This window comes from Paraburkholderia sp., from assembly GCF_035501035.1.
In the GTDB taxonomy this organism is placed as follows: Bacteria; Pseudomonadota; Gammaproteobacteria; order Burkholderiales; family Burkholderiaceae; genus Paraburkholderia.
The window spans coordinates 1-4,105 of record NZ_DATJWR010000500.1; the positions used below are offsets into that span (position 1 = coordinate 1).

Below are 4,105 nucleotides of genomic sequence, written 5' to 3' on the forward strand. Positions count from 1 at the left end.
GGCAGCCTGAGCGAAATGTTCCGCGCCATCGACGCGGCCAAGCCCGGCTTCCTCACCTTCCCGGCAAGAGGCCAGAGCGTGACGTGGTTCCAGTCCACCGTGCTGCTCACGGCGCTCGGCTTCTTCATGTGGCCGCACACGTTCGGCTCGGTCTACACCGCGAAGGACGAGCGCATCTTCCGCCGTAACGCGATGATCCTGCCGCTCTATCAGTTGATCCTGCTGTTCGTGTTCTTCTGCGGCTTTGCTGCGGTGCTCAAGGTGCCTGGCCTCAAGGGCCCCGATATCGACCTCTCGCTCTTCCGCCTTGCGCTGCAGACCTTCGACCCGTGGTTCATCGGCGTGATCGGCGCGGCCGGCGTGCTCACCGCGCTCGTGCCGGGTTCGATGATCCTCACCACGGCTTCGACGCTGCTCGCCAACGACGTCTATCGCGGCGGCTTCGCGAAGAACGCCGACGACGCGAGCGTCGGGAGGCTCGCGCGCCTGTTCGTGCCGGTGGTCGCGCTCGTGGCGGTGGGCTTCACGCTCAAGGGCGGCGACACGATCGTCGCGCTGCTGCTGATGGGCTACAACTTCGTCACGCAGTTGTTCCCCGCGCTCGTGTGCAGTCTCGCCACACGCAATCGCGTGACGAAGCAAGGCGCGTTCTGCGGCATCGTGGCGGGCGTGGCCGTCGTCATCGCCATCACGTTGACGCACGTGAGCGTCGCGCAGCTGATCCCATTCGCGCCCGATGCGCTCAAGGACGTCAACATCGGCTTCCTCGCGCTGTTCGTGAACGTGATCGTGCTCGCCGTGGTGAGCATGGTGACGCAACCGCGAACGCACGTGGATCACGAGCATGCGCGGGCACATTGAACGACGCCGACAATAGCATCGTTATCCTGATCAATTCAGGTAACTCAGCCCAATCAGCACACGCTGATTGGGCTGTTTTTTCATTCACGCCGCCTTGAATGCCTCGGCGATGCGTTGCGGGGCCTCGGGGCGTGCGTACAGCCGCTCGAGCGGCGCGGCCTCGTGGTCATCGAGCAGGATCCCGAAGACAGGCGCAGCAGGCTGCTCAGCCTGACGCCCGAAGGCGAACGATTGCTCGCCAAAGCGTTCCCTTTGTGGCAGCAAACGCATGCCGAAATCGAGAAGCCATTCTCTCCAGCCGAGGTCGATCGGCTGCGTCAGCAGTTGCGTGCGCTTTCGTAGAAACGCTATCGCTTCGACGCCCCATACAGCGTCGAATCGGCGAACCCTTGCGCCGTCAGCACCCGCCCCACGAGAATCAATGCCGTGCGCTCGATGTCGGTGGCCTGCACCTTTTCCGCGATGTCCGCCAGCGTGCCCGTCACGCGTTCCTCGTCGGGCCAGCTCGCGCGATAGATCACCGCAACCGGGCAATCCTCGCCGTAGTGCGGCCGCAATTCCTCGACGATGCGCGCGATATGGCGCACGCCCAGGTGTATCGCGAGCGTCGCCTTGTGGCGCGCGAGGTCTCCCAGTTGCTCGCCTTCGGGCATCGACGTTTTCGTGGCGTAACGCGTGAGGATGAGCGTCTGCGAGATGCCGGGCAGCGTGAGCTCCGCGCCGAGCGCCGCGGCGCACGCTGCGGTGGCGGTCACGCCTGGCACGATTTCATAAGGAATGCATAGCGTTTGCAGGCGCCGGATCTGTTCGCCGATTGCGCCGTAGAGCGATGGATCGCCCGAGTGCACGCGCGCGACGTCATGGCCCTGGGCGTGCGCCGCCTCGATCAGCGCGACGATCTCGTCGAGCGTGAGCGGCGCGGTGTCCACGACCTGGTGCGCGCGGTGCCCTTCGAGCACGGCGGGCGGCACGAGCGAGCCCGCGTAGAGAATGACCGGGCAGCTGCGCACGAGGCGCTGGCCCTTCACGGTAATCAGCTCGGGATCGCCCGGACCCGCGCCGATGAAGAAAACTGTCATGCGTTGGAACTCCGCTGAAGGTAAGCCGCGAGCGCCGCGATCGCTTCCCGCGTCGAAACGAATTCGCATTGCGCGTGCGGCAGCGGCGGCCGCCGCATCATTACCACGGGCAGGCCCATCTCGCGCGCGACCGCGAGCTTCGCTTCGGTCGCCGCGCCGCCGCTGTTCTTGCTGACCACGACGTCGATGCGCGCCTCGCTGAAGAGCGCCCGCTCGCCTTCGGGCGTGAACGGCCCACGTGCGTCGATTACGCACGCGCGTGCGTGGCCCCGGTGAGCGTCGAGGCAACGAATCGTCCAGTGCTGCTGCTCGGGCACCTCGTCGAGATGCGCGAGCGGCTCGCGCCCGAGCGTGAAGAGCGGCCGCGCGAACGGCGCGAGCGCTTCGATCACGCCGGTCCAGCCGCTCACCATGCGCCAGTCGTCGCCGGGCTGCGGCTGCCAGGGCGCGCGGCGCAGCGTCCAGTACGGCACCCGCGCCGCTTCGCAGGCTTGCGCCGCATTGGCGCTGATCTGCGCCGCGTAGGGATGCGTGGCGTCGAAAACGAGCGCGATGTTTTCGTCGGCGAGAAAGCGCGCGAGCCCTTGCGCGCCGCCGAAGCCGCCCACGCGCACCGCGCAGGCCAGATCGGCGGGCACGCGGCCGAGGCCCGCGAGCGAGTAGACATGCTGGGAGCCGAGCGTGCGCGCGATCGTGAGCGCGTCGCCGGTGCCGCCCAGCAGCAGGACACGCGCCGTCATGGCTTGACGGCCTCGTAGAGCGTGACCGGCAACGCCTGGCGCCACGTATCGAATCCGCCCAACGGCTGCGCCTCGCCGATGCCGATGCGCGTGAGCGTGCCGCCGTGCTGCGCGCGCCACGCCACGAGCACCGCTTCGCTCTGCACCGTCACGGCGTTCGCGACGAGCCGGCCGCCGGGCGCGAGCGCCGCCCAGCACGCATCGAGCACGCCAGGCGCGCTCACGCCGCCGCCGATGAACACGGCGTCGGGCGTAGCCAGCCCCGCGAGCGCCTCGGGCGCGCGGCCCGCGACGAGCTGCAGCCCCGGCACGCCCAGCGCCGCGCGATTGTGCTCGATGAAGCGCTGACGCTCCGCGTGCGCTTCAATCGCGATCGCGCGGCAGGCCGCGTGCGAGCGCATCCACTCGATGCCGATCGAGCCGCTGCCCGCGCCCACGTCCCAGAGCAACGCGCCGGCCGTCGGCGCGAGACGCGCGAGCGTGAGTGCGCGCACGTCGCGCTTCGTGAGCTGGCCATCGTGGCGATAGGCTTCGTCGGGCAGACCTGGCGTGAGCGTCCAGCCGCGCGCGTGCGCTTGCGCATCGCTCTCGCATTCGAAGGCGACCAGATTGAGCGCCGCGACTCCATCGACGTGCCATGCGTCGGCGCGGCCGTCGATGCGGCGCTCGAGCGGGCCGCCCAGATGCTCGAACACGGCGAGACGCGTCGCGCCGAACCCCGCGTCAGCCAGCAGCGCGGCGAGCGCTGCTGGCGTACGCCCGTCCGCGCTCAACGCGAGCACGCGCGAGCGTGTGTGGAGATGGCGGCGCAGCGCATCGACCGGACGGCCGACGAGCGAGACCATCGCCGTGTCCTGCAACGCCCAGCCCAGCCGCGCCGCCGCAAGCGAGAGCGACGACGGCGCGGGCAGCACGCGCATCTCACCGGGTGCCACGCTACGCGCGAGCGTCGCGCCCACGCCGAACAGCATGGGGTCGCCGCTAGCGAGCACGCATACGCGCACGTTCGATTCGCGGTGCGTGAGCAGTGCATCGACACTGAATGGCTGCGGCCACGGTTCGCGCCGCGCGCGCACGCGCGCCGGCAGCATCGCGAGATGGCGCGCGCCGCCCGTCACGATGGCCGCGTCGAACAGCGCACGCCGCGCATCGCGCCCGAGCCCCGCGTAGCCATCGTCGCCTATGCCCACCACCGTCAGCCATGCCTGCCTGCCCTGCATTCGTACTCCGCTTCCGTGCACCGCCATGAACCCGCGCCCCGCCCATGAGTCGGAACGCGTCTGAAAACGGGCATAATACCGTGTCCGCCGGCGCCGTTTAGGCATAAAAGGGAACACAGCAAGCTGTGGCCGCCCCCGCGACTGTGAGCAGCGAGACCGCATCCACCCGAGCCACTGGATTTACCGGGAAGGCCGATGCGGCCCA

4 protein-coding genes, 1 pseudogene and 1 riboswitch are annotated in these 4,105 nt (G+C 69.0%); of the genes and pseudogenes, 2 read left to right on the forward strand and 3 right to left on the reverse strand.

The window, feature by feature from the left end; translation table 11 throughout:
* Both VMJ11_RS34090 and VMJ11_RS34095 read left to right on the forward strand, forming a co-directional pair.
* On the forward strand, nt 1-861 hold an 861-nt coding region (locus VMJ11_RS34090; RefSeq protein WP_414694564.1), incomplete at its 5' end, for a sodium:solute symporter family protein.
* 123 nt (nt 862-984) lie between these two features.
* Nucleotides 985-1,203: pseudogene (locus tag VMJ11_RS34095) on the forward strand (MarR family winged helix-turn-helix transcriptional regulator); the annotation flags it as partial.
* Nucleotides 1,204-1,208: 5 nt separating this feature from the next.
* On the opposite strand, the gene cobM reads toward VMJ11_RS34095, so the two are convergent.
* From cobM to cbiE, 3 genes are read right to left on the reverse strand one after another with little or no spacing between them, the layout of a single operon-like run.
* Entirely contained in the window at nt 1,209-1,940 is a 732-nt protein-coding gene (gene cobM / locus VMJ11_RS34100; protein WP_325625613.1) for a precorrin-4 C(11)-methyltransferase, read from the reverse strand.
* On the reverse strand, nt 1,937-2,680 hold the full coding sequence (locus tag VMJ11_RS34105) for a cobalt-precorrin-6A reductase (RefSeq protein WP_325625614.1): 744 nt from the start codon (nt 2,678-2,680) through the stop codon (nt 1,937-1,939). Before VMJ11_RS34105 ends, cobM begins: the two co-directional genes overlap by 4 nt.
* Nucleotides 2,677-3,900, reverse strand: coding sequence for a precorrin-6y C5,15-methyltransferase (decarboxylating) subunit CbiE (gene cbiE / locus VMJ11_RS34110; RefSeq protein ID WP_325625616.1), 1,224 nt, complete (start codon nt 3,898-3,900; stop codon nt 2,677-2,679). Before cbiE ends, VMJ11_RS34105 begins: the two co-directional genes overlap by 4 nt.
* Before the next feature lie 71 nt (nt 3,901-3,971).
* A riboswitch (cobalamin riboswitch) is annotated at nt 3,972-4,105 on the forward strand. This riboswitch is flagged as partial in the annotation.

Coding starts and splice junctions, on each gene's coding strand:
- cobM (WP_325625613.1), bottom strand. CDS start 1,940: ATGACAGTTTTCTTCATCGGCGCGGGTCCGGGCGATCCCGAGCTGATT.
- VMJ11_RS34105 (WP_325625614.1), bottom strand. CDS start 2,680: ATGACGGCGCGTGTCCTGCTGCTGGGCGGCACCGGCGACGCGCTCACG.
- cbiE (WP_325625616.1), bottom strand. CDS start 3,900: ATGCAGGGCAGGCAGGCATGGCTGACGGTGGTGGGCATAGGCGACGAT.